The following is a 22,758-nucleotide window of genomic DNA, read 5'->3' on the forward strand; positions in this document are numbered from 1 at the left end:
CGAACCATGACGCCGGACCTTCTCTCCAGCCTGTCGCTGTCGACGCCAGAGCTGATCCTCGCCGTCGGCGCCCTGGCGCTGCTGATGCTCGGCGCCTATTCGCGCGCCAACACCACCACCACGGTCAGCGGCCTTGCCGTCGCCGTCCTGGTGGTTGCCGGCCTCTGGACGATCCTTTCCACCGGGCAGGGCAACGCTTACGGCGAAGCCTTCGTCCAGGATCCCTTCGCCCGCTTCATGAAGGTGCTGGCGCTGATCGGGTCGGCGGTGACGCTGGTCATGTCGATGCGCTTCGCCAAGGCGGAGCATTTCGACAAGTTCGAGTATCCGGTGCTGATCCTGCTGTGCACGCTCGGCATGATGCTGATGATCTCGGCCAACGGCATGATCGGGCTTTATCTCGGCCTCGAACTGCAGTCGCTGGCGATCTACGTGCTGGCGGCGATCAACCGGGACAATCTGCGCTCGACCGAGGCGGGGTTGAAATATTTCGTTCTCGGCGCGCTGTCGTCGGGCATGCTGCTCTACGGCATCAGCCTCGTCTACGGCTACACCGGCAACACCGGCTTCCAGGAGATCGCCGCAGCACTTGGCGGCGGCGAGCGGCAGCTTGGCCTGGTCTTCGGCCTGGTCTTCGTGCTGGCCGGCCTTGCCTTCAAGATATCGGCGGTGCCGTTCCACATGTGGACGCCCGACGTCTATGAAGGCGCGCCGACGCCGGTGACGGCCTTCCTCGCTGCGGCGCCGAAGATGGCGGCGATGGCGCTGATCGTGCGCGTCACCATGGACGCCTTCCAGCCGATCGCCGCCGACTGGCAGCAGATCATCGTCTTCATCTCGATCGCCTCGATGCTGCTCGGCGCCTTTGCGGCTATCGGCCAGACCAACATCAAGCGGCTGATGGCCTATTCCTCGATCGGCCATATGGGCTACGCCCTGGTCGGCCTCGCCGCCAACAGCCAGGCCGGCGTGCGCGGCGTCGCCATCTACATGCTGATCTATCTGGTGATGACGCTCGGCACCTTCGCCTTCATCCTCGCCATGCGGCGCAAGGAAGGCAATGTCGAACAGATCAGCGATCTCGCCGGGCTGTCGTCGACCAATCCGATCATGGCGACGATCCTGACCATCCTGATGTTCTCGCTGGCCGGCATTCCGCCGCTCGCCGGCTTCTGGGGGAAGTGGTACGTGTTCCTTGCCGCCATTAACGCCAACCTCTACGCGCTGGCGATCATCGGCGTGCTGGCCTCGGTGGTGGGCGCCTATTATTATCTGCGGATCATCAAGATCATGTGGTTCGACGAACCGGTCGGCGGCTTCGTGCCGATGGCGACCGAGCTTCGCATCGTGCTTGGCGTCTGCGGCGCCTTCGTGCTGTTCTACGTGCTGATCGGCGGGCCGATCGGCACCTATGCCGAAGCCGCCGCCAAGACATTCTTCTGACGGGATGGCATTTCGGCTGGCTCCAACAGCGGCCTCGGAAGGGTTTCGGCTCGAGGCACATGACACCGTCGGTTCGACCAATGCGCTGGCGCTCGACCGTGCGCGGGCGGGAGATCCGGGCAAGCTCTGGGTCGTTTCGAAAAAACAGGAAAGCGGGCGTGGCCGGCGCGGCCGGGTCTGGGCGACGCCCGAGGGCAATCTGGCGGCGACGCTGCTGGTGGTCACCAATGCCGAGCTTCGCCTGGCCGCGACGCTCGGCTTCGTCGCCGGGCTGGCGCTGGCCGATGCGCTCGACGCCGTCGTGCCGAAGGGCAGGATCGCAATCGGCCTCGACGGCGGCAGCGATGGAAAAAACCGTTTCGAGCTGAAATGGCCGAACGATGTGCTTGCCTCCGGCGCCAAGCTTGCCGGCATCCTGCTGGAATCGGCGATACTCGAAGGCGATCGCTTTGCGGTGGCGGTCGGCATCGGTGTCAATGTTGTGGCATACCCCAAGGATTTGCCTTATCCCGCGACATCGCTTAGCGCGCTGGGCGCTGCTTGCGATGCCGAGACATTGTTTCTGGCGCTGTCGGATGCCTGGAGCGAGAATGCGCGGCTGTGGAACGATGGGCGCGGGCTGGCCGCCGTCAGGCGGCGCTGGCTGGCGCGTGCGGCAGGGCTTGGCGGGCAGGTTGCTGTCAGAATTGACGGTAATGTGGTGCGCGGCACGTTCGAGACCATTGACGAGGACTGCCGTTTCGTGATCCGCGACGATGAGGGTTCGGTTCTGACGATCGCCGCCGGCGACGTGCATTTCGGTGCGGTCGCGTCGGCCCAGGTTTGACAGGCCCCCCAGGTTTGGCAGGCCAAGGTTTTGACAGGCCAAGTTTTTTACGGGCTCAGGTTTGACTGGCCCCAGAGTTTGACGGGCTTGGGTTGACCGGCCAGGAAAGGAATGATCATGGCGACAGCGGAAAACGCCGAACTCGTCTTCGTGCCGCTTGGCGGCGTCGGCGAGATCGGCATGAACTTCGCCCTCTATGGCTACGGGCCGGCCAATGCGCGCGACTGGATCGTCGTCGATGTCGGCGTGACCTTTCCCGATGCCAGCCTGCCTGGCGTCGACCTGGTGCTGCCTGACACGCGCTTCATCGAGGAGAACATCGCCAATCTGCGTGGCATCGTCATCACGCACGCGCATGAGGACCACTACGGCGCGCTGCTCGACACATGGCCGAAGCTCAAGGCGCCGGTCTGGATGACGCCGTTCGGCGCTGGATTGCTGGAAGCCAAGCGGCAGGGCGAGCAGGGCGCACCAAAGATCCCGGTGACGATCTACCGCGCCGGTGAAAAGTTCAGCGTCGGCCCGTTCGAGATCGAGGCCATCCCGGTCGCGCATTCGATCCCCGAGCCGATGTCGCTGGCGATCACCTCGCCGGCCGGCACCGTCATCCACACCGGTGATTGGAAGATCGATCCGGCGCCGACGATCGGTCCGCTGACCGACGAGGCGCGCTTTCGCGCCTATGGCGACAAGGGCGTGCTGGCGTTGATCTGCGATTCCACCAATGCGCTGCGGGAAGGGGTGTCGCCGTCGGAAGTCGCGGTTGGCGAGGGCCTCAAGGGCGTCATCCAGAGCGCCAAGGGCCGCGTTGCGGTCACCACCTTTTCCTCCAATGTCGGACGCATCGTCTCCATTGCCAAGGCGGCACGCGATGCCGGCCGGCAGTGCCTGGTGCTCGGCCGCTCGCTGAAGCGGGTCATCGATGTTGCCGGCGAACTCGGCTACATGGATGGGCTGCCCGAATTCATCGCCGAGGAGGACTTTGGCTTCATCCCGCGCGAAAACCTCGTCATCATCTGCACCGGCAGCCAGGGCGAGCCGCTTGCGGCGCTGGCGAAACTGTCGCGCGAGGAGATGAAATCGGTGTCGCTGACGGCAGGCGATACGGTGGTGTTTTCCTCGCGTACCATTCCCGGCAACGAGAAGGGTATCCTTGAGATCAAGAACCGCCTGATCGATCTCGGTATCAAGATCATCGAGGACGGTGATGCGCTGGTGCATGTCTCGGGCCATCCGCGCCGCAGCGAGCTGCGCAAGATGTATGAATGGGTGCGGCCGCAGATCGGCGTTCCCGTGCATGGCGAGGCGGCGCATCTGGTGGCGCAGGGATCGCTGATGTCGGTGTCCGGCATCGGCCAGGTGGCGCAGGTGCGCAACGGCGACATGCTGCGGCTCTATCCCGGTGCGGCGGCGATCATCGACCAGGTGCCGTTCGGCCGCATCTACAAGGACGGCAGGCTGATCGGCACCGACCAGGCGATGGGCATTCGCGACCGGCGCAAGCTGTCTTTCGCCGGCCATGTCGCGGTCAATGTCGTGCTCGACGACAAATATGAGCTCGCCGGCGATCCCGATCTGGTCGCCATCGGCGTCGCCGAGGCCGATGGCCGCGGCGAGAGCCTGGAGGACCTGATGATCGATGCGGCAGTCGGCGCCGTGGACTCCATCCCCCGTCAGCGCCGAAAAGATCTCGACCTCGTGCAGGAGGCAGTGCGCCGCGCCGTCCGTGGCGCCGCCAATGAAGCCTGGGGCAAGAAGCCGCTGGTGACGGTGTTCGTCACAAGGTAAGGGAATAGGGGAGTAGGGCAGTACGGCAGTAGGGGGAGAAAGTCGTTTTTCCCTACTCCCATACTGCCCTGTTGCCTTACTGCCCTGAGGAAAACCAATGCTTGGACGCCTGAACCATGTCGCGCTTGCCGTGCCGGATCTGGCTGCGGCGACAGCGGCCTATCGCGACACGCTCGGCGCTCGGGTGACGGCGCCGCAGGCGTTGCCGGAGCATGGCGTGACGGTGGTGTTCGTCGATGTCGGCAATACCAAGATCGAATTGCTGGAGCCGCTTGGTGAGGGTTCGCCGATCGCGGCATTCCTCGAGAAGAACCCCTCGGGCGGCATGCATCATCTGTGCTATGAGGTCGACGACATTCTTGCCGCGCGAGATCACCTCAAGGCCAGCGGCGCCCGCGTCCTTGGCGACGGCAACCCGAAGACCGGCGCGCACGGCAAGCCGGTGCTTTTCCTGCATCCCAAGGATTTCTTCGGCACGCTGGTCGAACTGGAGCAAGCATGAGCTGGGTTTCATTTCTCGCCCTGTTCTTCATCACATGGTGGGTGGTGCTGTTCGCCATCCTGCCGTTCAGCCTGAGGACGCAGGACGAGGATGAGGACGTGACGCTGGGCACGGTATCCAGCGCGCCGCGCGGACCGCATATGCTGCGCGCGGTGCTGCGGACGACGATCGTCACGCTGGTTCTGCTTGGCATCTTTTATGGCATGACGCGGGGGCTCGGCCTCGGCATCGACGACATCCCGCACATCGTGCCGGATTTCAGCCGGAGTCCCGAAAACTAGACCGACGGGTACGGCTGGCCACATCTTGCATGCGAGCACCAATCCGGGCTGGAAGCCGATGCAGGGTCCGAACCGGCTGTGCTGGCGCCAGGTAAAGCGGTTTAGCAATTTGTCGTGCTAACCAAATGATTGCACAAAAAAAATGCAAGGCACGAGGCCTTGCAATTAAACGCGTCCGATCTGTTTCCGGTATCCGGCGGCAGCGAGTAACCGCGCCTAGATCGCATCCTCCCAAGACTTTGACCGCGTAGGAGAGCAGATTTCTTTCCGCCCTCTCGTTTATCGGCGCACATTAGACCAAGCCGGGTGAAAATGTCACGCAGAATTTTGCCCGGAAATAAGCAATCTCGTGCTGCACTGCACAATAGTATGGCAGGCGTTGCTTGCGAAACGACCAGCAAGGCGAACGCGGCACTGCGGCGCCTTTGCGACGCCCCAGTGGCCGCCCAGTTGGCTGCCAGTTGGCTTGGGGGGAGGCGGGTTTCCATTCCGTCATGAAATGGCTATGAAGCCGGGGCAAGCAAGCCTGCGCTGCGCCGATTCCGGTGCGGCAATCCTCTCTCTCACGGACCGGTCCATGCGTTTGTCGCGCTATTTCCTGCCTATCCTTAAAGAAAATCCGCGCGAGGCCGAAATCGTCTCGCACCGGCTGATGCTGCGCGCCGGCATGATCCGCCAGCAGGGGCAAGGCAGTTTTTCCTGGCTGCCGCTCGGCAAGAGGGTGCTGGACAAGGTCTGCCGGATCGTTCGCGAGGAGCAGGACCGGGCCGGCGCGCTCGAGATCCTGATGCCGACCATCCAGTCGGCCGAGCTGTGGCGCGAAAGCGGCCGCTATGACGACTACGGCAAGGAGATGCTGCGCATCAAGGACCGGCAGGATCGGGACATGCTCTATGGGCCGACCAACGAGGAGGTGGTCACCGAGATTTTCCGCGCCTATGTGAAGTCCTATAAGGATCTGCCGCTCAATCTCTATCACATCCAGTGGAAATTCCGCGACGAGGTGCGGCCGCGCTTCGGCGTCATGCGGAGCAGAGAGTTCCTGATGAAGGACGCCTATTCCTTCGATCTCGACTTCGAAAGCGCCAGGGCGGCCTATAACAGGATGTTCGTGTCCTATCTCAGGACGTTCACGCGCATGGGGCTGCAGGCAATCCCGATGCGTGCCGACACCGGGCCGATCGGCGGCGACCTCAGCCACGAATTCATCATCCTAGCCGACACCGGCGAGAGCCAGGTCTATTGCCATCGCGACTATCTCGCGCTTGACGTGCCGGGGGCGGACACGGACTTCTCCAACGATGCCGAGATCGGCGACATCGTCAAGAAATGGACGACGCCCTATGCGGCGACCGACGAGATGCACGACGAGGCGGCGTGGGAGAAGGTCGCGACAAGCGACCGGGTCTCGGCGCGCGGCATCGAGGTTGGCCACATCTTCCATTTCGGCGACAAATATTCGAAGCCGATGGGCGCCAAGGTGACCGGGCCCGACGGCAAGGATCATTTTGCCTCCGGGGGTTCCTACGGCATCGGCCCGACGCGGCTGGTCGCGGCCATCATCGAGGCCAGCCACGACGACAACGGCATCATCTGGCCGGAGGCGGTGGCGCCTTTCGACATCGGCCTGATCAATATGAAAGCCGGCGACGCCGACTGCGACCGCGTCTGCGATGAACTCCATGCGGCGTTTGTCGCCGTCGGCAAGGACGTGCTCTACGACGACACCGACCAGCGGCCGGGCGGCAAGTTCGCCACAGCCGACCTGATCGGACTGCCGTGGCAGGTGATCGTCGGGCCGCGCGGCGTGGCCGCCGGCGAGGTCGAGATCAAGAACCGCAGGAACGGCGAGCGTGAGACGCTGCCGGTCGCGGACGTGAAGAAACGCTTCGGTCTTGCCGGATGAGCGGAGCGGCAGCAGCTAAACCCATGGCCGCCGGAGCTTTTTCCGTGTTCGAACGCATGGTCGCGTGGCGCTATCTGCGCTCGCGCCGCAAGGAGACGGTGATCTCCGTCATTGCGTCGATCTCGTTCCTCGGCATCATGCTGGGCGTCGCCACGCTGATCGTGGTGATGGCTGTCATGAACGGCTTTCGCGCCGAGCTTCTGACGCGCATCCTCGGCGTCAACGGCCATCTGATCGTGCAGCCGCTCGACATGCCGCTGGAGGACTATGCGCAGATCGCCGGCCGCATCAACGGCGTGCCCGGCGTCCAATACGCCATTCCGCTGATCGACGGGCAGGTGCTGGCGCAAGGCAATGTCGGCGGCGGGTCGGGGGCGCTGGTGCGCGGCATACGCGGCGAGGACCTGGGCAAGATTTCAATCGTCGCCAACAATATCAAGCAGGGCTCGATCGCCGGCTTCGACACAGGCGAGGGCGTCGCCATCGGCAGCCGCATGGCCGACAATCTCGGTCTTGTGCTCGGCGACACCATCACGCTTATCGCCCCCGACGGCGATGTCACGCCGCTCGGCACGACACCGCGCATGAAGGGTTACCCGATCACGGCGATCTTCGAGGTCGGCATGTCGGAATATGACAGCTCCATCGTCTACATGCCGTTTTCGGAAGCGCAGCTCTATTTCAACATGGATGGCCGGGCCCAGGCGATCGAGATCTATGTCGACAATCCCGACAATGTCGACGCGCTGAAGCCGAAGGTCGAGGAGGCATCGCAGCGGCCGATAACCATGGTCGACTGGCGAGAACGAAACCGGACATTCTTCGATGCGCTGCAAGTGGAGCGCAACGTCATGTTCATGATCCTGACGCTGATCGTGCTGGTTGCCGCGCTCAACATCATTTCGGGGCTGATCATGCTGGTCAAGGACAAGGGCCACGATATCGCCATCCTGCGCACCATGGGCGCCACGCGCGGCGCGATCCTGCGCATCTTCCTGATGACGGGGGCGGCGATCGGGGTGGTGGGCACCCTCGCCGGAGTCCTGCTCGGCGTCGTTATCTGCCTGAATGTCGAGCGCATCCGCCAGTTCTTCTCTTGGCTGGCCGGCGAAAGGCTGTTCAATCCCGAGCTCTACTTCCTGAGCCAGTTGCCTGCCCGCATGGACGCCAGCGAGACGATCTCGGTGGTGCTGATGGCGCTGGTGCTGTCGTTCCTGGCGACTCTGTTTCCGGCATGGCGCGCGGCCAGGCTCGATCCGGTCGAAGCGCTGAGGTACGAATGATGGCCGAGGCCATTATCGAGCTGAAGAGCGTCGAGCGGCACTATGTCCAGGGGCCGCGCAAGCTGACAATCCTCAACGGCGCCGATTTTTCGTTGAAGCGCGGTGAGATCGTGGCGCTGGTGGCGCCTTCGGGCACCGGCAAATCGACGCTGTTGCACACCGCCGGACTGCTGGAGCGGCCGGACGCCGGCGATGTCATTCTGGCTGGCCGCGCCTGCGGGCGGCTTTCCGACGACGAGCGCACGGCGATCCGCCGTAACGATGTCGGCTTCGTCTACCAGTTCCATCACCTGCTGCCCGAGTTCACGGCGCTGGAAAACATCATGATGCCGCAACTGATAAAAGGGCTGACGCGCAAGGAGGCTGCCGAGCGGTCGGCGCAACTGCTCGATTACATGCAGATCGGCAAGCGCGCGCAGCACCGGCCGTCAGAACTGTCCGGCGGCGAGCAACAGCGCGTCGCCATCGCGCGCGCCGTCGCCAATGCGCCGCTGGTGCTGCTGGCCGACGAGCCGACCGGCAACCTCGACCCGGTCACCGCCTCCTATGTGTTCGAGGCACTGGGGGCGCTGGTCCGGCAGTCGGGCCTGGCGGCGCTGATCGCCACCCATAATCACGAGCTTGCCTCGCGCATGGACCGTCGCGTCACGCTGGCCGACGGCAAGGTTGTTCCGCTCTAGGTGTGCTGTCTGGCTGCATCTCCCCACGCGCAGCCAGCGCGGAAACAGTGAAATCCGATCTCAACCTTTCCTTAACCGTGCCGAACTGAGCGCCCGAATTTCGCGACACGCTCTGACTGAGGCCGTTGACATTCGAACAAAATCAGAACAAAATGCGAACATACTGAAAACAGGAGAGCGTTATGACCGGTCTTGTTCAGGATGTCGTGTCACTGGTGTGCATGAGCACGTTTCTCATTTCCATGGCGATCTGGATCGGAGCGATGTGAGGCAGCGCGCCCGTTCTTCACGGGTGAGGGGCTGCGTCGGAGCTCTGCGGTTCAGCGCCGCCTTGTCAGCCGGCCTTGCGGGCCGTTTCGACAAGCAGAGCTGCGGTGGGTCCGAAGACATCCTCGAAGGCGGATTTCAGCGCGAGGTCGAGATCGGCCATCGTTATGGGAAGGCCGAGATCGACGAGGCTGGTGACACCGTGGTCCTGCACGCCGCACGGCACTATGCCGCTGAAGTGGGCGAGATCCGGCTCGACATTGATGGCGATACCGTGAAAGCTCACCCAGCGCCTCAGCCTGATGCCGATGGCGGCGATCTTGTCCTCGGAGAGCGATCCGTCGGGCCGGGCGGGGCGATCCGGCCGGACCACCCAGACGCCGACACGGTTCTCGCGCCGTTCGCCGCGCACGTTGAAGGCGGCGAGCGTGCCGATGATCCATTGTTCAAGTGCCGCGACGAAGGCGCGGACATCCTCGCGCCGCCGCTTCAGGTCGAGCATCACATAAGCGACCCGCTGGCCCGGCCCATGATAGGTGTATTCGCCGCCGCGCCCAGCTGCGAACACCGGGAAACGGTCGGGCTCGATCAGGTCCTCGATGCGGGCGCTGGTGCCGGCGGTGTAGAGTGGCGGATGCTCTACCAGCCAGACCATCTCGCCGGCGCCGCCGCTTCTGATCGCTTCGGCACGCGCCTCCATCACGGCGAGCGCATCCGGATAGGCGGTGAGGCCGGGTTCGATCCGCCATTCGACCGGCGCCGAACCGGGCAGGGGCAGGAACGACGTGGCGATCTGGCTGCGTTCTGTCATGGTGTGTCTCGTGTCGCCTCACATATGGCGGCAATCGGCTGAAACGTCCAGTTGCGAGCGCGTTTCAGCTCTTTGGAGGGTTATGCCGAAGCCCGGGCAATTATTGCGCGACGCGCCCTTGTTTCGCTGGAAACGATTTGCTACACGCCGCGAGCCGGTTCGTTCCGGCTCCTACCACGTGCGGTCGTGGCGGAATTGGTAGACGCGCAGCGTTGAGGTCGCTGTGGGGCAACCCGTGGAAGTTCGAGTCTTCTCGACCGCACCATTACTTCTCCCGAAATCCTGCCTTACCGCGTTGTAATCGTTCAGTAAAATCAGGTTCGATAATTTCGGCCTTGCAAAATTCAACGGATTTGTGCCACTAATCGCGCCACATACCAAGCCCCGACAGGCTTTTTGGCAGGTGCGTACATGGGTCGAAATCGAACCCGAACCGATCCCGACAGATACCTTACCAAGCGGCAAGGCAACTTCCACTACAAGCGCCGGGTGCCGGTCACGATCGCGCATCTCGACGAGCGTGCGCCGCATGTCCGCACCTCCCTGAAGACCGACGATCGCGGACTCGCCAGGCGCAAGCGCGACCTGCTCGAGGCGGCTGACGACGCGCTGTGGGCGTCGCTGATCACCAAGGGTGTCACCGACCCGGCCCGGCGGCGCTACGAGGCCGCGGTCAAGCGCGTCGAGGCGCTCGACTTTACCTTCCATGGCGCCGGCTACTTCGAGCAACCTGAAGCCTTTGACGACCTGGTCGATCGGCTGCGGCACGTGCTGGCGACCGGCCAGCAGGACCAGATCATGGAGCCGCTGCTCGGCGCCATCGAAGTGCCGAAGATGACAGTGTCGAAAGCCTTCGAGCTCTATTGCGACGAGATCGTTGCCGACGAGCTGGTCAACAAGAGCCAGGTGCAGAAGGACCAGTGGAAAAAGGTCAAGAAGCGGGCGATCAGCAATTTCATCAAGCTGGTCGAGGACAAGCCGATGGAAGAGATCACCATCGACGATGCCAAGAAAATCTATCGGCACTGGCTTGCGCGCATCGCGCCGAAGGAAGGCAAGGCCACCGCCGGCGCATCGTCTGGAAACCGCGACCTCGGCAACATGCGGGTGCTCTATGAGGCATACTTCAAGCACATGGGTGACGCCCGCCGGGTCAATCCGTTCGAAGGTCTCGGCTTTTCGCTTAAGAAAAAGCGCTCGCGCCCGCCGATCCCGACCGACTGGATCCGCGACACCGTTCTGAAGCCCGGCAATCTTGCCACGCTGAATGAAGAGGCGAGGGGCATCCTGTTGATTCTGATAGAAACCGGCGCGCGGCCGAGCGAGATCTGCAACCTCGAGCCGCACGCCATCAGGCTGTCGAACAAGGTGCCGCATCTGTCGATCGAGCCGCGCGAGGATCCGGACAACCCACGTGAGATCAAGACGGAATCGTCGCGCCGCCTGGTGCCGCTGGTCGGCGTTGCGCTTGAGGCTGCCCAGCGGCACAAGGCCGGCTTCCCGCTTTACCGCAATCGCGAAAATGATCTCTCGGCGACGCTGAACAAGTACTTGCGTAGCAACAGCTTGCTGCCGACCAAATCGCACACGGTCTACTCCTTCCGCCATTCGTTCGAGGACCGGATGAAGGAAGGCGGCCTCGACGACGAGTTGCGGCGCCTGTTGATGGGTCACACCGTCGACCGACCGAAATACGGCTCCGGCGGCTCGCTCGACTGGCGCCGGAGCGAGCTTATGAAGATAGTGCTGCCGTTCGATCCATCGATCGTGTGAGGCGCGCCTTGGCCGCGGCAAGGATTGCCGAGGCCTCAATGCGTTTTTCCCGTTCGCGCTCAAGGGCGCGCCAGATCGGCAGGTAAAGCTCGGCCCGCTGCGGCCCGAGCTTGTCCATGCGCATCGCGACCAGGTCGAGAAAGGTCTCGATCTCGTCCAGCGTCACCGGCTTGCGTTTGGTAGAGCGAGCGGTCATCGGGCAGTCAACCTGGCAAAATGATCAGGTGGCGGGGGCGGCGGAGCGCCTTCAGCCTTGGCGCGGGCTGCCCGTTCGTGCCATCCGATCAAGTAGAGATCATCCGGCCGGGCATCGCGCCACCGTGTAGCTGTGAAGCTTGTCGGTATGCCTGGTTGCGGTCTCGCGTGGTAGCCTTGGTCATAGACCTCTTCGACCTGCAGAATCAACTTCCCGAACCAGCCGTTGCGATACCTTGTTTCGCCAGTGATGCGATCCGAGCCCATGAGCGCTGGCATCAGTCCACCTCGACCGGCTTGCCGTCGGCCAGGCGGTAGAAGGTGTCGGGCTTGACGCCGTCCCTACCCACGATGCCCGCCCATGCGCTGAGGATTTCGCCATCGCTCGAACGCTCGACCAGGAACAGCGCGCAACCATCCTTGCCGCGCGCCTTGCCCTCATAGCCCGATGCGGTGGCAGCGCCTCTGATCCCAGATGCGGTGGCAGCGCCCCAGTCGCCCGATGCGGTGGCAGCGCCCTGATACCCCGATGCGGTGGCAGCGCCCTGATACCCCGATGCGGTGGCAGCGCCCCGGTCGCCCGATGCGGTGGCAGCGCCTCTGATCCCAGATGCGGTGGCAGCGCCCTGATACCCCGATGCGGTGGCAGCGCCTCTGATCCCAGATGCGGTGGCAGCGCCCTGATACCCCGATGCGGTGGCAGCGCCCTGATCACCCGATGCGGTGGCAGCGCCCTGATACCCCGATGCGGTGGCAGCGCCCCAGTCGCCCGATGCGGTGGCAGCGCCCTGATCACCCGATGCGGTGGCAGCGCCTCTGATCCCAGATGCGGTGGCAGCGCCCTGCCATCCAGATGCGGTGGCAGCGCCCCAGTCGCCCGATGCGGTGGCAGCGCCTCCGTCCTTCGTTTCCTTGACGCCCTCGCCGTTGCCGCTTGCAAACGGGCCGCTGATCCATTTGGCACGATCGAAGACATATTTGACCGCCGCGGCTACGAGCTCGGGCAAGTGGAACTCCGCCCTGATGGTGATTTCCGCAGCGGCGATTTTCGTGTCGCCACTTTTCTCGCGTGCAGTCTTGCCGCCCAGCTCTACGACGGCATAGCGGCTGGTCGCCGGAGGATAATAGGCGAAGACATTGAGCGGGTGTTCGCAGGCATGGAAGCCGCTGCCGCAGGCGACGACGTCGCCATCATGCTTGTAGCTCTTGCCAACCTCATACTGGAAACGCTTGCCGTCCGGCGTGCAGGCGAAGTCCTGGTTGAAGCCTTTGTAAGCGATGATCGTCGGCGCGGTCTCGACAATCGCTTCGGCAGTCTTCTTCGTGCGGGCCATCATTTCACCTCGTTACAGCGAGCGGCAAAGGCCACGCGCGATTTGACCTGGTCTGGATCGTTTGCGATGTTGAGAAGGACGTCAGCGTGGCAGGGCTTGCCGTCGAGCGCGCACCAGCATGCGAGGTTCTTGCCTGTCAGGGTGCCGATGTTGCGGAAGATGGCGAGGCGCGCCTTAGCCTGTTCCTGCGGCGACGGATCCGGGATCAGGCAGTCCCAGCAGCAGGCCATCTGGCTGAACAGCTGGACGACATAGGCGCGATCGTGCCTGGCGCTGACCTTGAACGGGTTACCGAAGATCGACGGCCGCGCGACATTGACGGCCGACAGCCCATTGAACGACCGGGAGTGCAGCTGAAGGTCGAAACCCTTGGCCCGCGAGAGACGGAGGCGGACTGGCTTGGTCATAGCAAGCTGCCCTGTTTTGGTGCGGCGACGGCCGTGGCGCCGGGGAGATGCTCCCGCCACTTGAAAAAGCCGAGCGCGCCCTTGACCGGGATGAAATCAGCAAGCGGTTCGGGATTGCGCAGGACGAAGCCGTAGCGACCGAAGAACCATGGGCTGTCGCTGTTGGCGACGCATCCGGTGATCTCGACGGTGCCGACGATTCCGCCACGGGGCAGATCGTCTAATGCCGGCATGGTCAAGCCAGGCGGGAAGGGATGCGATAGGCTGATCGCGTGCACCGTGGCGAGGCAATCCTCGTATTCGCCGCGCGTCATGCCCTTCGACGCATGCAGGCACACGCGGCCCCTGATCTTGGTCGGCCAGTCACGGTTTTCGATATCCTTGCCGTGAAGGATTGCCCATGTCCAAGGCTGGCGAACGGATATGGCGAGGTCTGGGAGATCGCTCAAAGCAGCCTCCGCTGGGCCCGGGCCGGCCGCGAACAATCCTGGCAGGTGTGCTGCCACTCGCCGGCGACCTTGGCGACGACGAAGCCTTCGCGGCGGGCGTCGGACACCATCACGTCGAACTCGTCGGCCTGATAGGTTTTGGTCTGCGATGTGCCGCATTCGCAGACGATCTGCTGGAGACCGGCGTGTTTTTCGATCGCCATCAAAAGTCGCCGATGCCGGTTGACGGCTCTTCTTCGTCGACGATGAATTTTGAGCCGCAGCAATAGGCGGCAAACACCATCTTCTGATAGGCCGGCAGGTAGCCCATCTTGACCGTGTTCTTGGCGTCCTTACCGTCGATCGTGAGCGAGTAGATCTCGCCCGTCGGGGTCACGGCGAAGCGCAGGGCACAGCTGTATTTCCGTTTGCCCTCCTCCGGATCGATCTCGATATGCATGTAGCCTTTCAAGCTCGAGCTCTCGCTCTCCTCGACAAGACATGTGGCATGTGTGCCGTAGCGATCGTGAACGTCGATCGCATCGAGCATCGCCTTGACGACGTCGGTCAGCTTCAGCTCCTTCGGCGCCAGCGACAGGATCTCATTCATTTCCTTGGCCAGGCGTTCGGTCACCAGCGGCTGCAGGACCTCGTCCATCTTTGTCCGCAGCACGGCCATCACCATGTTGCCGTAGGCTGGGACATCGATGCGGTCGCCGATATCAAGCGCCGCTGCAACAGCCTTGTGGATCTGTTTTCCGATGTCGCCGTAGGTCTCCATGGACCGCTTAACAGCCTCGGCGACAGACTCGCCGATCTTCTTCTCTACGAGGGCGCGCAGCGCCGCCTCGCTTGTCTGTTTGTGGACTTCCGCCACGATGAAATCGGCGAGGTTGTCGGGTGCTGTCGGTGTGATTGCATTCATCTGCTGGTGCTCCTGTGTTGTCATGCCGCCATCTCCGGCATGTCGTTGTGTTCTATGCCGTCAAGCAGCCGGCCGGCGGCTTTCTTGCCGCCGCGCCACATGACAGCCATTTCAGGATCGGTGAGCCGCGAAGCGGGATAGCCTCCGTCCCATTCGCGCACGCGGCCATCCCGCAGAACCGTCGCTTGCTCGAACCGCCGTGGCTCGGCGAAGGTGCTCGGCGGTGCCCATGCGCCCCACTGCTTGAAGAAGAACGGCACGCCGGCCGAGACGAAATCGTCGCGGATCTGGCGGACCCAGTCTGGATGCATCGGCCGTGCGCCCGGGCCGCTCTCGCCGCCAGCGATCATCCAACCGATCGGATGCGTCTTGCCGTCCGGATGTATTGTTCCAGCCAAAGTGGCGGCGCGAATGATCTTGCCGAAATCGATCAGCCCGAGCAGAGGCTCGGCTGAGACGAACCGCATTGCCGCCGGCGTTGCCAGCAGCTCGGGAATGCGCTTGTCTGCTTCCTGCTGGCGCTCGGCGGAGACGCCGAGCCAGACGTTCGGCAGCGGCCAGGGCACGGAACAATACAGGCTGTAGACGTTGCCATGGCGTTTCAGCGTGTCCATGAAGCCGCCATCGCCTTCCATGTGGCCGGACGCTTCGAGGTGGATGCGCTCAAGAGGCATCCTGCCGAGAAATGGGACCGAAGAACGCATTCCGTTCACGTACTCCCGCATCCGCTTCGCGCGCTTCGTCAGGACCTGGAAGGTGTGCTGCGGTGCCATCGCCATGACGGCGAAGACGCGGTCGATCCACTCGTCTGGAACGAAGTCGGCGAACAGGTCCGTCATCGAGCAGACGAAGATCATGCGCGGCTTTTTCCAGCGCAGCGGCGCCGTCAGCATCTCCTCGTCGAGGAAGAGCTTGACCTCGCCGTTGTTGTAGCCGCGCTTTTCCTCTCGAAAGAGTTCACCCGGTTTGAAATCGAGCCCGGTGCCGAGACGGCGATTGAACCCCTCCGCATAGCAGAACCGGCAGCCTTCGCTGGCATGCTCGCAATGCCAGCCGATGCGTTCCTTGCCGGAGCCGTCATTCTGGATTTCCAGGTAGCGGGCGCGGATCGGCGTCCACGTCGCGTCGGTCCATTCGATGGCGGATTTGTCAGCCATGATCCGCTGCCAAGCCAAGGGCGGCGGTGAGGGCAGCACGAGCCTGAGTTAGCCGCTTGCGTCGGGCAACGTGCTCATAGGCTTCGTCCGTGGCCCCGAGCTCGAGTTGCGGCGAGCCGTCAGAATAGGTCAGCGTATATGTCGATACGCCGTCGACAAGGCGCGTCAGGTTTAGCGTGAACCCAAACTCGGCATCGTCCATCGCTTTCGCTGCGATCTCGACCATTGCCTCTGTTATCGTTCCCTTGTCGGGACCGGGAGGGGACTCCTGGGTGGCAGGACCGAGATAGAGCGGCTTTACCGGCCAGTCGGAAACGGGCTTCTCCGGATCACCGCGCTCAATGACGACGCTGAATGTGCCGTCGCCATTCGATTTACCGAACTCGTAGGCATAAGGCTTTACTGCCTTCGTCGTGGCGCTATCGGGAGACGATCGGTCGTAAAGCGGTCGTGTTTCAAAGCTGAATTTATCCGGGTTTCTTTCAGCGAGATCCTTCCATGTGGCCAAATCGCCGTAGCCCATAGGGTACCAGCTCGTGCGCGGCTGGCCGTTCTCAAGCACCCGCCACTGCTCCGCGACAGGTTCGGCCTCTTCCTTCATTCGCTTAGCGCTGAGGGAGGATTTCGCCCAATGCTCAAGCTGCTGCCATTGCTGCGCCTGGTCCTCTGGCATGTCGTTTGGGTTGAAGTAGCGGAGGAAGGCTTCGACAAGGGCGATGCCGCGGTTCAACGCCTCTGTCGTGCTCTTGTCGACCGTCTTGGAACTGGGAAGCCCCTCAACCATGTGCCGCACCATCGCCTCCGCTTGAACTGCGGTGAGCAGGTTCGTGCCGACCGGCTCGCGCTTCGACGGGTGTGGCCCGAGCCAGCCCGAGATAGAATCGAAGCTAATGCCACCGTCCGGGTTGAAGTCGTCCGGCAACCGCCACTGCAGGAATCGGTCGACCATCTTCTTGATTTGATCTTCGATGGCATCCGGCACGGAAGCGGTAGGAATGTCTTTAAGCTGCCGTCGCAGACCAACTGCCATGTTCCACAGCATCGGGATGTCAGCACATTTGTCCTGTATTTCATCGATCATTTGATCCGCAGCCGCCCGGCTGATTAGATCTGTGGCGGCGGCATTGAGTTCGTTGCTCTTGTCGTAAGCGTTCATTTTGTTGTCTCCGCGTGTTTCGTTGGTGGGGCTCACTTCATGTCCTCGTAATCGAGGAAGTACCCCTTGCCGCAGACATCGCAGCGGTAGCGCTCGCCATCCATGCCGCCGCCGATTTCCTTCATGTTCGGGCAATCGTGGTAGGAAGGGCTGGCAAGGCCGCACGGCTCCGCGTCCGGCGTGTTCGCACCTTCCTTAGAAGGGTGAGAGACTTGAAGTTGCGGGTCGGTGTCGAAATCGAGGATGCAGGCTTTCTCGCCGCCATTCAGCAGCCACTCCCATTCCGCAACCTCGTATTCAGCACGGCCCTTTGTCTTGAACATGTGTGGTGTAATCTGCCGATCGCCGACTTCGATGCTCACATAGTGGTCCGGCGCACCTGAACTGTGCTGCATCGTCATGACACGGCAGACGGGGCGCACCATATCCGGCACTGCCTGGGTGGCAGAGGCGAGGGCAGCGGTGAGAGCCGTGCGGGCCATATCACGGCACCATTCTGCCGGCCTGTTCCATTCGTCGCTGGTGTATTCCGCCTCGTCATCCCCGCCGAGCGGACCATCATGCATAGCCTTCGCGGCGGCATCGACCATCGCATCTGTCACCGCCACAGCAGGAACAGGCTGTGATGCGATGGCGGCGCGGAGCCGAGTGATTTCGTTTTGTGCCCAACCCGGCAGCGCTTCAAACGCGAGACGTTCAAAGTCGGCGATTTGCCCGGGTGATAGATTGACCGTCCCTGTCAGGGAGCGCCCCGTTGTCGGGTCCGCATCACCTTCTTTCTCGGCCATCCGCTCAGCCCATTCCTTCGTCACCAGGGGCTTGACCGCTACCGGTGCTACCGCCCCAGCAGGAACATGTGATGCGAGGGCGGTGACACGTGTGAGGCGCTTGCGAATGTCGGATACTCGAATGCCGGTCTGGAAATACAGATCATCGATGCCGGGACGGGGTAGTTGGCCTAGGAATGCCTCCACAGCGGCCTCGCTCAGCGCCTCTCCTGGCTCTGGTGCGAGAGCGGCGAGGGCAACACCGAGTGCATACTTGGTGGAATTGAAGCCGACATCGGGTGTTGTCGGCGTGATATGCCCGAGCGCGAACTTGTTCATGTATTCGCCGAAAGAGTGCTTGTAGGCGTGAACCGTCGAGTCTGTGACCGCAGCAGGAACAGGCGATGTGGTGAGAGCGGCACGAGTTGCAGCGGCTTCGATCTCATCATCCGGCGCTGCCTCGGTGGCAGGGGCGAGGGCAGCAGCCTGCGCAGCGGCAAGAAGCGCTTTAGCCTTAGGCCCATACTGGCTTTCTTCGTTGTTCGGCAGGCGTCTGTCTCGGCCTGCGCCAATGAAAAGCCCTTCGTCACGAGCGGCCTTGAAGAAATCGAGAACTTGATCGGCAAGCCCCTTTTCGTTGGCGAGGGTCACAACGACCTCGCATAGCGTTCAGCTTCGGCAATGCTGTCGAAAACGATGTGTCGGCTGTAGACCGCATCCATCATTTCGAACGGCAGGAAATCTAGGATAAGCGACCGGGTTCCGAGCTTTGGCTTGCTAAGGCTGACCGCCTTAAATTTGCCTTCTCTCGTCTTGCCAAAGTGCCACGTAGCGGTGATTCCGTTGGAGGACTTGAAGCGCATTGTTTTGCGGTCGGGGGTTGTTTCGTTGGTCATGACTTTCCCTTGGGCTTGATGGCGAAGTCGGTGCGGCGCTCGTCGAGATATGCGGTCCCGCTCGCCTTCATGGCGTCGTCGATGACCTTCATCGCCGCGGCGTGGGTCTCGGCGCCGAAGAACATGAGCTTCACTGGCACTCCGGCCCTGGTCAGGTCGAAGTGGTGCGTCTTACCGTCCTTCATGTACTCCCAGGCGCCATTCGGGACGCCAACCAGAAGGATTGGAACGCCATCGCCCTGCCCGGCAGGGGAGACGGCGAATAGGAGCTTCTCGTCGCGTGGATCCGTCGCCATCATCGCCCCGCGACGTTCCTGGCGCCGGCAAAGCGCTCGATGGCGCTATGCAAGCTCTCCTCGCACAGACTGACGGTGGTGGCGGGCGCCAGCTCGTAATGGCGATGCAGGATTTCCATCATGCCGAACTGGACGGATTCGAAGAGGGCCATCAGCTCGGCGTAGGTTGCGCCTCTTTTGACGGCGGGGCCGATCACTTCGCGGACGAAGCGAGCGGAAAGGAGATTGTGGAGTTCGCTGGCCGCGCTCATCACTACGCCCATCCCGACAGGAACTTTTCGAGCGCGCCAACGACCTGATTGCGGTCGCCGTCCGGATCAGGCTCTTCGGAAAGGATCTCGGCCGTCAGCTTGGCCGCGTCGCAAAGCTTCTCCAGCGGCTCGACATCGGGATGGAATTCCGAATTCAGCCATTCGCCCTCGCGGGCATATCGGAGCAGCTCGGCCACCGCCTCGGCGGCCTGGTGTGCTGCGGCGAGTGCCAGTTCCTGCTTCGTTGTGCTCATGATAGATGGCCTTCCGCCTTTGCTCGCAGCATGCCGCCACGCGCCTCGATCTCCGTGTTTGCCGCCTCGATCTCCGCTCTTGCTGCCTCGTCAGCGGCCTGGATGAGCGCGAACGTGCGACCGATTCCGGCGACTTGAAATTCCATCTCGGATGCGGCTCTTTTCGCCTCGTTGCTACGGCCCCGCTTCAAGACAGCAAGGGCCTCAACCATCGAGTTGCGGGATCTTTCGAGCTCAGATTTGAGCCAGCCCGCCTGGGCCGAATGGTTCCGCAGCATCTCGATGAGCTCCGGGTCTGTCGTCATGGCAGCGCCTCCAGATCAGCCTTGGCGCATCGGACGATCGCGCTGATGTCGTGCGTGAGCGGGACCAGCCCTTCCAAAGCAAGCCTGGCATGGTCTTCGCCGCATGACGAAATGCCGCCTCGCGCATATCCCACGAGCATTTCGAACTCGCGTTCCTGACCGGGTGACAGGAAACATGGGCGCATTCCGTTCGTCTTCATGCCGGCACCGCGCCGGCCAGACAGGGATGGCCCATGGCGTCCGGATACATCTTGCTGCGTGAGGCAAGCAGCATGCCGACGGTGATGCTGAACGGCAGCGAGCCGACCAGCCAGATGACTAGGCACAGGGTTAGGGTGCTCATGGCCGCAGCCCCGCATAGAACAGGCCGGCGCCGATGACCGCGACGGCGACCAGCATGGCGGCGAGGATCTTACGAACGGCCGGCGAACGCGCCGGCAAGATGTCGATGCAGTCGTCGCCGCACTGACAATCCGGCCAGCGCGCGCAGACCAGCTGCTGCCGGCCGTGCGGCGCCACGCTCACCCGCGAGAGTTTTGGCGGCGCCACCGGAACGAAGCGGCGTGGGATGAGCCTCGCGTTCATGGCCGCACACCGAAGGCGAGGCTGCAGAAGGTGAGCGCGAACATGAACGACGAAGACAGCGCGATATGGATGCGCACATCGTCGGCAAGGCAATAGCAGATGCGGTCAAGCATTTCGGTTTTCCTCAGCTGGTGATTTGGAATGCCCGCTCATTGCCGCAGCTCCGGCGGCAGGGTGTCGAGGTAAACGCCCTTGATGACCTCGCGATCTTCCGCCGACCATGTGCCGGCCTCTCGACCCGTCATCGCGATCTCGGCTATGAGATCAACTGAGAAGCCCAACTCATGCATCTCGCGAAGCATGCGAACGGCGCGTTCAAGTTTTTTGTTTCGGTGCGCCATCAGCCCAGCGCTCCGGGTGCGCGCTCAAGATCAGCGAGGATCTCCGACGGCTTGCGTCCTGCCTTGAGTTGCAGGGAAACCCAGTCGAAGATCTTCGGCGAGGCGTCGGCCAGCGCGATCAGCTTCTCGGCGGTGTTCATTGCTTGCCGTGCCCGTCGCCGCTGCGGCGTGCGTTCCAGGCCTTCAGGGCTTCGGCGAACGTTTCGGCTTGCGGGCCTTCGGCGCCGCAGTCGTGGCAGACGCCATGAAAATGGCTGTTTATCGGCTCGATCGCCGAGCCGACATTGATCGGATGGGCGAAGGGGCACGGCTTGGGCTGCTTCGACATTTGTCGCACTCCCGTTTTTGTCGGGAGATCATTGGCATACAATTGTAGGCGCAGTCAATACAAATGTAGACAGTAAATCAGTCGGGATGAGATAACCGGCGGCCGCGGCGAATCGATGCTGGCTTCGTAGGCTGGAGGGTCAGTTGGCGGAGAGGCGCGAGACGGTGCCGATCTGGTCAAGCGCGTCGGCGACCTGCTCCGGCGTCATGCGGATGGCCAGCGGCAAGCGGTCGATGAACTGCAGCATGAACAAACGGTCGGAAGTCTGGCGGTCGATCGAGACGGAACAGTCCGCCGGCTTCAGCGCGGCGCGGAATGCATCCTCGAAGGCCGTGATGCCCTCGTCAGCTTGCATCGCCTGGCGATAGAGCATCAGCGCGGCGGCGGCCTGAATCTCGGCGTGGATTGCCGCCAGCTGTTCATGCTGCACGGTGACGGTCAGGCTGCTGTGATTAGTGTGCAGCATCAGCTTAGCTTCGTTGCCGTCGGGATGAACAGCAGCGTGAACGGCCAGCAGCTCGTGATCGGCTTTAATACGAGCGTCAGCAAATAAAGTGCTGGGTGTCTTCTCAACACCACTCTTGTCACGCACTCCGCCCATTTGGAATTCACCCCTGCCTATTCTTTACGCAATGGTTAAGAACACGGAGGGGTTGAAATGCAAATCACGTTCAGGGGGCTGTGGATAACTTCCAGACGGATCGGTTAATGATTCGTCAGTGCGTCTGCGAACGTTCCTCGTCGTCGATCAGCGCGTTGATCTGACGATGCAGGCGTTCGAAGGCGTCCGGCTTCAAGCGCTTCAGGCGCTTGTCGACGCTGGCAAGCACCTGCTTCTGGCCCTTGCCGGTCAACAGCCAGTCGTGATCGACCTTTAGCGCCGCGGCGATACCGGTCGACCACTTCGACATTTCGCTCGAGCGGTCCTCGATCTTTTCGATGGTGACACGCGGACAGGTGATGCCGGTGGCCTTGGTGACCCTGTCGGCCAGTTCCTGATAGCTCAGGCCCTGCGCCGTGCGCTCCGCCCTCACTCGATCGCCAAAAGTACTCATGTCTACGAATGTACTCGGTACATTGCCTACAATGGTATTGACAGCGCTGCCTACATTTGTATGAGTGCGCGCCATGAATCAAGACCCCAAAGAGCGAATCAAGGCGGAACGGCGGGCGGCGCTCAATGCTGCCTGCGATCGCGTCGGCGGCGAAGCCAAGCTCGGCGAACTGCTCGGCAAGAGCCGCAGCCATGTTTCGACCTGGAAGCTGCGCGGCATGATTCCCGCCGAAATGGCGATCCCGATCGAACGCGCATCCGGCGTGCCGCGCCATGTGCTGCGGCCTGATCTGTATCCGGTCGAGGAGGCCAGCGCATGAGCGGTGCACCCGACAATAGCGAATTCAGGGGCCGTCTGGTTCCTCGTTTCCCCACTGCGCAGGCCTCCCAAGCCGATCATCGTTGCGCAGAGCCTGGCGCCCCCCCCCCCCCCCCCCCCCCCGCGGGGGGTTTTGGGGGAAAAAAACCGGGGGGGGGGGAAGGAAAAAGGGGCCCCCCCCCGGGGTAAAACGGGGGAGG

At 62.6% G+C, this 22,758-nt stretch carries 32 protein-coding genes and 1 tRNA gene; 11 read left to right on the forward strand and 22 right to left on the reverse strand.

Annotation, left to right across the window (positions count from 1 at the left end; translation table 11 throughout):
- The first annotated feature begins 6 nt into the window (after positions 1-6).
- The 8 genes from nuoN to AC0L2Z_RS06070 all read left to right on the forward strand — a co-directional run bounded on the left by nuoN (position 7) and on the right by AC0L2Z_RS06070 (position 8,709).
- Positions 7-1,443 (forward strand): NADH-quinone oxidoreductase subunit NuoN, encoded by a 1,437-nt coding sequence (nuoN, locus tag AC0L2Z_RS06035; protein WP_091594340.1) that lies wholly within the window; start codon positions 7-9, stop codon positions 1,441-1,443.
- A 4-nt stretch (positions 1,444-1,447) separates the two neighbouring features.
- Positions 1,448-2,269, forward strand: a complete 822-nt coding sequence (locus tag AC0L2Z_RS06040) for a biotin--[acetyl-CoA-carboxylase] ligase (protein WP_091594342.1) — start codon at positions 1,448-1,450, stop codon at positions 2,267-2,269.
- Positions 2,270-2,386: 117 nt separating this feature from the next.
- Entirely contained in the window at positions 2,387-4,057 is a 1,671-nt protein-coding gene (locus AC0L2Z_RS06045; protein ID WP_473627093.1) for a ribonuclease J, read from the forward strand.
- Between the two features lie 97 nt (positions 4,058-4,154).
- Positions 4,155-4,559, forward strand: a complete 405-nt coding sequence (gene mce, locus AC0L2Z_RS06050) for a methylmalonyl-CoA epimerase (RefSeq protein ID WP_023798869.1) — start codon at positions 4,155-4,157, stop codon at positions 4,557-4,559.
- Entirely contained in the window at positions 4,556-4,840 is a 285-nt protein-coding gene (locus AC0L2Z_RS06055) for a DUF1467 family protein (protein WP_023798870.1), read from the forward strand. Before mce ends, AC0L2Z_RS06055 begins: the two co-directional genes overlap by 4 nt.
- Positions 4,841-5,417: 577 nt before the next feature.
- Complete coding sequence (proS, locus tag AC0L2Z_RS06060; RefSeq protein WP_473627095.1) at positions 5,418-6,746, forward strand: proline--tRNA ligase; 1,329 nt, start codon at positions 5,418-5,420, stop codon at positions 6,744-6,746.
- On the forward strand, positions 6,743-8,029 hold the full coding sequence (locus AC0L2Z_RS06065) for a lipoprotein-releasing ABC transporter permease subunit (protein ID WP_473534120.1): 1,287 nt from the start codon (positions 6,743-6,745) through the stop codon (positions 8,027-8,029). Before proS ends, AC0L2Z_RS06065 begins: the two co-directional genes overlap by 4 nt.
- Positions 8,026-8,709 carry an ABC transporter ATP-binding protein gene (locus AC0L2Z_RS06070; protein WP_174654574.1) on the forward strand — a complete coding sequence of 228 codons (684 nt, stop codon included), beginning with the start codon at positions 8,026-8,028 and terminating at the stop codon, positions 8,707-8,709. Before AC0L2Z_RS06065 ends, AC0L2Z_RS06070 begins: the two co-directional genes overlap by 4 nt.
- Before the next feature lie 334 nt (positions 8,710-9,043).
- Here AC0L2Z_RS06070 and lipB read toward each other — a convergent pair whose 3' ends face one another.
- On the reverse strand, positions 9,044-9,787 hold the full coding sequence (gene lipB / locus AC0L2Z_RS06075) for a lipoyl(octanoyl) transferase LipB (RefSeq protein ID WP_473627097.1): 744 nt from the start codon (positions 9,785-9,787) through the stop codon (positions 9,044-9,046).
- A 180-nt stretch (positions 9,788-9,967) separates the two neighbouring features.
- On the opposite strand from lipB, the gene AC0L2Z_RS06080 reads away from it, so the two are divergent.
- Both AC0L2Z_RS06080 and AC0L2Z_RS06085 read left to right on the forward strand, forming a co-directional pair.
- A tRNA-Leu gene (locus AC0L2Z_RS06080) sits at positions 9,968-10,052 on the forward strand.
- Positions 10,053-10,198: 146 nt separating this feature from the next.
- The gene (locus AC0L2Z_RS06085; RefSeq protein ID WP_473627099.1) at positions 10,199-11,560 is read left to right on the forward strand and encodes a DUF6538 domain-containing protein; all 1,362 of its coding nucleotides are present in this window, start codon (positions 10,199-10,201) and stop codon (positions 11,558-11,560) included.
- Here the strand turns inward: AC0L2Z_RS06085 and AC0L2Z_RS06090 are convergent.
- The 21 genes from AC0L2Z_RS06090 to AC0L2Z_RS06190 form a co-directional block, all read right to left on the reverse strand.
- Entirely contained in the window at positions 11,520-11,756 is a 237-nt protein-coding gene (locus tag AC0L2Z_RS06090; RefSeq protein ID WP_287158985.1) for a hypothetical protein, read from the reverse strand. The genes AC0L2Z_RS06085 and AC0L2Z_RS06090 overlap by 41 nt on opposite strands.
- Before the next feature lie 277 nt (positions 11,757-12,033).
- The gene (locus AC0L2Z_RS06095) at positions 12,034-13,092 is read right to left on the reverse strand and encodes a DUF7666 domain-containing protein (RefSeq protein ID WP_473627101.1); all 1,059 of its coding nucleotides are present in this window, start codon (positions 13,090-13,092) and stop codon (positions 12,034-12,036) included.
- Positions 13,089-13,496, reverse strand: coding sequence for a DUF4326 domain-containing protein (locus AC0L2Z_RS06100; protein ID WP_473627103.1), 408 nt, complete (start codon positions 13,494-13,496; stop codon positions 13,089-13,091). The genes AC0L2Z_RS06095 and AC0L2Z_RS06100 overlap by 4 nt, the downstream gene beginning before the upstream one ends.
- Positions 13,493-13,945, reverse strand: a complete 453-nt coding sequence (locus AC0L2Z_RS06105; RefSeq protein ID WP_473627105.1) for an ASCH domain-containing protein — start codon at positions 13,943-13,945, stop codon at positions 13,493-13,495. The genes AC0L2Z_RS06100 and AC0L2Z_RS06105 overlap by 4 nt, the downstream gene beginning before the upstream one ends.
- On the reverse strand, positions 13,942-14,148 hold the full coding sequence (locus AC0L2Z_RS06110; RefSeq protein ID WP_473627107.1) for a hypothetical protein: 207 nt from the start codon (positions 14,146-14,148) through the stop codon (positions 13,942-13,944). Before AC0L2Z_RS06110 ends, AC0L2Z_RS06105 begins: the two co-directional genes overlap by 4 nt.
- Entirely contained in the window at positions 14,148-14,873 is a 726-nt protein-coding gene (locus AC0L2Z_RS06115; protein WP_473627109.1) for a hypothetical protein, read from the reverse strand. The genes AC0L2Z_RS06110 and AC0L2Z_RS06115 overlap by 1 nt, the downstream gene beginning before the upstream one ends.
- Positions 14,870-16,006 (reverse strand): DUF5131 family protein, encoded by a 1,137-nt coding sequence (locus AC0L2Z_RS06120; protein WP_473627110.1) that lies wholly within the window; start codon positions 16,004-16,006, stop codon positions 14,870-14,872. The genes AC0L2Z_RS06115 and AC0L2Z_RS06120 overlap by 4 nt, the downstream gene beginning before the upstream one ends.
- Positions 15,999-17,162, reverse strand: coding sequence for a hypothetical protein (locus tag AC0L2Z_RS06125; protein ID WP_473627112.1), 1,164 nt, complete (start codon positions 17,160-17,162; stop codon positions 15,999-16,001). Before AC0L2Z_RS06125 ends, AC0L2Z_RS06120 begins: the two co-directional genes overlap by 8 nt.
- A 32-nt stretch (positions 17,163-17,194) precedes the next feature.
- Entirely contained in the window at positions 17,195-18,580 is a 1,386-nt protein-coding gene (locus AC0L2Z_RS06130) for a hypothetical protein (RefSeq protein WP_473627114.1), read from the reverse strand.
- Positions 18,577-18,825, reverse strand: coding sequence for a hypothetical protein (locus tag AC0L2Z_RS06135; RefSeq protein ID WP_473627116.1), 249 nt, complete (start codon positions 18,823-18,825; stop codon positions 18,577-18,579). Before AC0L2Z_RS06135 ends, AC0L2Z_RS06130 begins: the two co-directional genes overlap by 4 nt.
- The gene (locus tag AC0L2Z_RS06140; protein ID WP_473627118.1) at positions 18,822-19,124 is read right to left on the reverse strand and encodes a hypothetical protein; all 303 of its coding nucleotides are present in this window, start codon (positions 19,122-19,124) and stop codon (positions 18,822-18,824) included. Before AC0L2Z_RS06140 ends, AC0L2Z_RS06135 begins: the two co-directional genes overlap by 4 nt.
- Positions 19,121-19,372 (reverse strand): hypothetical protein, encoded by a 252-nt coding sequence (locus AC0L2Z_RS06145; protein WP_473627119.1) that lies wholly within the window; start codon positions 19,370-19,372, stop codon positions 19,121-19,123. Before AC0L2Z_RS06145 ends, AC0L2Z_RS06140 begins: the two co-directional genes overlap by 4 nt.
- 2 nt (positions 19,373-19,374) lie before the next feature.
- The gene (locus AC0L2Z_RS06150; protein ID WP_473627121.1) at positions 19,375-19,626 is read right to left on the reverse strand and encodes a hypothetical protein; all 252 of its coding nucleotides are present in this window, start codon (positions 19,624-19,626) and stop codon (positions 19,375-19,377) included.
- Positions 19,623-19,931, reverse strand: coding sequence for a hypothetical protein (locus AC0L2Z_RS06155; protein ID WP_287121396.1), 309 nt, complete (start codon positions 19,929-19,931; stop codon positions 19,623-19,625). The genes AC0L2Z_RS06150 and AC0L2Z_RS06155 overlap by 4 nt, the downstream gene beginning before the upstream one ends.
- Positions 19,932-20,127: 196 nt before the next feature.
- Positions 20,128-20,274 carry a hypothetical protein gene (locus tag AC0L2Z_RS06160; RefSeq protein WP_473627122.1) on the reverse strand — a complete coding sequence of 49 codons (147 nt, stop codon included), beginning with the start codon at positions 20,272-20,274 and terminating at the stop codon, positions 20,128-20,130.
- Complete coding sequence (locus AC0L2Z_RS06165; protein ID WP_473627123.1) at positions 20,271-20,516, reverse strand: hypothetical protein; 246 nt, start codon at positions 20,514-20,516, stop codon at positions 20,271-20,273. The genes AC0L2Z_RS06160 and AC0L2Z_RS06165 overlap by 4 nt, the downstream gene beginning before the upstream one ends.
- A 149-nt stretch (positions 20,517-20,665) precedes the next feature.
- Positions 20,666-20,857 carry a hypothetical protein gene (locus tag AC0L2Z_RS06170; RefSeq protein ID WP_473627125.1) on the reverse strand — a complete coding sequence of 64 codons (192 nt, stop codon included), beginning with the start codon at positions 20,855-20,857 and terminating at the stop codon, positions 20,666-20,668.
- Positions 20,857-20,997, reverse strand: a complete 141-nt coding sequence (locus AC0L2Z_RS06175; protein WP_473627126.1) for a hypothetical protein — start codon at positions 20,995-20,997, stop codon at positions 20,857-20,859. The genes AC0L2Z_RS06170 and AC0L2Z_RS06175 overlap by 1 nt, the downstream gene beginning before the upstream one ends.
- Positions 20,994-21,185 carry a hypothetical protein gene (locus AC0L2Z_RS06180; RefSeq protein WP_287322951.1) on the reverse strand — a complete coding sequence of 64 codons (192 nt, stop codon included), beginning with the start codon at positions 21,183-21,185 and terminating at the stop codon, positions 20,994-20,996. The genes AC0L2Z_RS06175 and AC0L2Z_RS06180 overlap by 4 nt, the downstream gene beginning before the upstream one ends.
- Positions 21,186-21,324: 139 nt before the next feature.
- Complete coding sequence (locus AC0L2Z_RS06185) at positions 21,325-21,786, reverse strand: hypothetical protein (protein ID WP_473627128.1); 462 nt, start codon at positions 21,784-21,786, stop codon at positions 21,325-21,327.
- Positions 21,787-21,901: 115 nt separating this feature from the next.
- Entirely contained in the window at positions 21,902-22,240 is a 339-nt protein-coding gene (locus tag AC0L2Z_RS06190; RefSeq protein WP_473627129.1) for a helix-turn-helix domain-containing protein, read from the reverse strand.
- A gap of 73 nt (positions 22,241-22,313) precedes the next feature.
- On the opposite strand from AC0L2Z_RS06190, the gene AC0L2Z_RS06195 reads away from it, so the two are divergent.
- On the forward strand, positions 22,314-22,559 hold the full coding sequence (locus tag AC0L2Z_RS06195; RefSeq protein WP_473627131.1) for a YdaS family helix-turn-helix protein: 246 nt from the start codon (positions 22,314-22,316) through the stop codon (positions 22,557-22,559).
- Positions 22,560-22,758 lie beyond the last annotated feature (199 nt).

Source organism: Mesorhizobium sp. WSM4850 (genome assembly GCF_055811735.1).

Coding starts and splice junctions, on each gene's coding strand:
- AC0L2Z_RS06040 (WP_091594342.1), top strand. CDS start 1,448: ATGGCATTTCGGCTGGCTCCAACAGCGGCCTCGGAAGGGTTTCGGCTC.
- AC0L2Z_RS06090 (WP_287158985.1), bottom strand. CDS start 11,756: ATGACCGCTCGCTCTACCAAACGCAAGCCGGTGACGCTGGACGAGATC.
- AC0L2Z_RS06065 (WP_473534120.1), top strand. CDS start 6,743: ATGAGCGGAGCGGCAGCAGCTAAACCCATGGCCGCCGGAGCTTTTTCC.
- AC0L2Z_RS06110 (WP_473627107.1), bottom strand. CDS start 14,148: ATGGCGATCGAAAAACACGCCGGTCTCCAGCAGATCGTCTGCGAATGC.
- AC0L2Z_RS06135 (WP_473627116.1), bottom strand. CDS start 18,825: ATGACCAACGAAACAACCCCCGACCGCAAAACAATGCGCTTCAAGTCC.
- AC0L2Z_RS06100 (WP_473627103.1), bottom strand. CDS start 13,496: ATGACCAAGCCAGTCCGCCTCCGTCTCTCGCGGGCCAAGGGTTTCGAC.
- AC0L2Z_RS06120 (WP_473627110.1), bottom strand. CDS start 16,006: ATGGCTGACAAATCCGCCATCGAATGGACCGACGCGACGTGGACGCCG.
- AC0L2Z_RS06070 (WP_174654574.1), top strand. CDS start 8,026: ATGATGGCCGAGGCCATTATCGAGCTGAAGAGCGTCGAGCGGCACTAT.
- AC0L2Z_RS06175 (WP_473627126.1), bottom strand. CDS start 20,997: ATGAACACCGCCGAGAAGCTGATCGCGCTGGCCGACGCCTCGCCGAAG.
- AC0L2Z_RS06085 (WP_473627099.1), top strand. CDS start 10,199: ATGGGTCGAAATCGAACCCGAACCGATCCCGACAGATACCTTACCAAG.
- AC0L2Z_RS06115 (WP_473627109.1), bottom strand. CDS start 14,873: ATGACAACACAGGAGCACCAGCAGATGAATGCAATCACACCGACAGCA.
- AC0L2Z_RS06150 (WP_473627121.1), bottom strand. CDS start 19,626: ATGAGCACAACGAAGCAGGAACTGGCACTCGCCGCAGCACACCAGGCC.
- AC0L2Z_RS06165 (WP_473627123.1), bottom strand. CDS start 20,516: ATGAACGCGAGGCTCATCCCACGCCGCTTCGTTCCGGTGGCGCCGCCA.
- AC0L2Z_RS06055 (WP_023798870.1), top strand. CDS start 4,556: ATGAGCTGGGTTTCATTTCTCGCCCTGTTCTTCATCACATGGTGGGTG.
- AC0L2Z_RS06155 (WP_287121396.1), bottom strand. CDS start 19,931: ATGACGACAGACCCGGAGCTCATCGAGATGCTGCGGAACCATTCGGCC.
- proS (WP_473627095.1), top strand. CDS start 5,418: ATGCGTTTGTCGCGCTATTTCCTGCCTATCCTTAAAGAAAATCCGCGC.
- mce (WP_023798869.1), top strand. CDS start 4,155: ATGCTTGGACGCCTGAACCATGTCGCGCTTGCCGTGCCGGATCTGGCT.
- AC0L2Z_RS06045 (WP_473627093.1), top strand. CDS start 2,387: ATGGCGACAGCGGAAAACGCCGAACTCGTCTTCGTGCCGCTTGGCGGC.
- AC0L2Z_RS06145 (WP_473627119.1), bottom strand. CDS start 19,372: ATGAGCGCGGCCAGCGAACTCCACAATCTCCTTTCCGCTCGCTTCGTC.
- lipB (WP_473627097.1), bottom strand. CDS start 9,787: ATGACAGAACGCAGCCAGATCGCCACGTCGTTCCTGCCCCTGCCCGGT.
- AC0L2Z_RS06185 (WP_473627128.1), bottom strand. CDS start 21,786: ATGGGCGGAGTGCGTGACAAGAGTGGTGTTGAGAAGACACCCAGCACT.
- AC0L2Z_RS06160 (WP_473627122.1), bottom strand. CDS start 20,274: ATGAGCACCCTAACCCTGTGCCTAGTCATCTGGCTGGTCGGCTCGCTG.
- AC0L2Z_RS06140 (WP_473627118.1), bottom strand. CDS start 19,124: ATGATGGCGACGGATCCACGCGACGAGAAGCTCCTATTCGCCGTCTCC.
- AC0L2Z_RS06125 (WP_473627112.1), bottom strand. CDS start 17,162: ATGAACGCTTACGACAAGAGCAACGAACTCAATGCCGCCGCCACAGAT.
- AC0L2Z_RS06095 (WP_473627101.1), bottom strand. CDS start 13,092: ATGATGGCCCGCACGAAGAAGACTGCCGAAGCGATTGTCGAGACCGCG.
- nuoN (WP_091594340.1), top strand. CDS start 7: ATGACGCCGGACCTTCTCTCCAGCCTGTCGCTGTCGACGCCAGAGCTG.
- AC0L2Z_RS06170 (WP_473627125.1), bottom strand. CDS start 20,857: ATGGCGCACCGAAACAAAAAACTTGAACGCGCCGTTCGCATGCTTCGC.
- AC0L2Z_RS06190 (WP_473627129.1), bottom strand. CDS start 22,240: ATGAGTACTTTTGGCGATCGAGTGAGGGCGGAGCGCACGGCGCAGGGC.
- AC0L2Z_RS06180 (WP_287322951.1), bottom strand. CDS start 21,185: ATGTCGAAGCAGCCCAAGCCGTGCCCCTTCGCCCATCCGATCAATGTC.
- AC0L2Z_RS06195 (WP_473627131.1), top strand. CDS start 22,314: ATGAATCAAGACCCCAAAGAGCGAATCAAGGCGGAACGGCGGGCGGCG.